The sequence below is a fragment of the Pseudomonas sp. GW456-12-10-14-LB2 genome (genome assembly GCF_002884345.1).
GTDB classification, from domain to species: Bacteria; Pseudomonadota; Gammaproteobacteria; order Pseudomonadales; family Pseudomonadaceae; genus Aquipseudomonas; species Aquipseudomonas paraglycinae.
In genome coordinates this window covers 1-251 of record NZ_POHV01000261.1, presented here as the reverse complement: position 1 = coordinate 251, position 251 = coordinate 1, and the positions used below count along the sequence as shown (strand labels likewise).

The 251-nt window shown below is 62.5% G+C and carries 1 pseudogene; it reads left to right on the top strand.

Features of this window, described 5'->3' with window-relative positions:
- Window positions 1-251: pseudogene (locus C1X29_RS30160) on the top strand (hypothetical protein); the annotation flags it as partial.

Here is a 251-nt window from a genome sequence, read left to right as displayed (position 1 = left end):
CATCCTCCACCGTCGCCACCAACATGGCGATCACCGGCGACGGCTTCTTCTCGATCCAGAAGGCGACCGGCGTCGTCGATAACGTGCCGGTGTTCAGCGGCGTCACCTACTACACCCGCCGTGGCGACTTCCAGCTCAACGCCAACGGCAACCTGGTCAACGGCGCCGGCTATTATCTGATGGGCACCACGGTCGACCCCAAGACCGGCAATCCGACCGGCAATGTCGCCACCGTCCTGAAATTCCAGAAC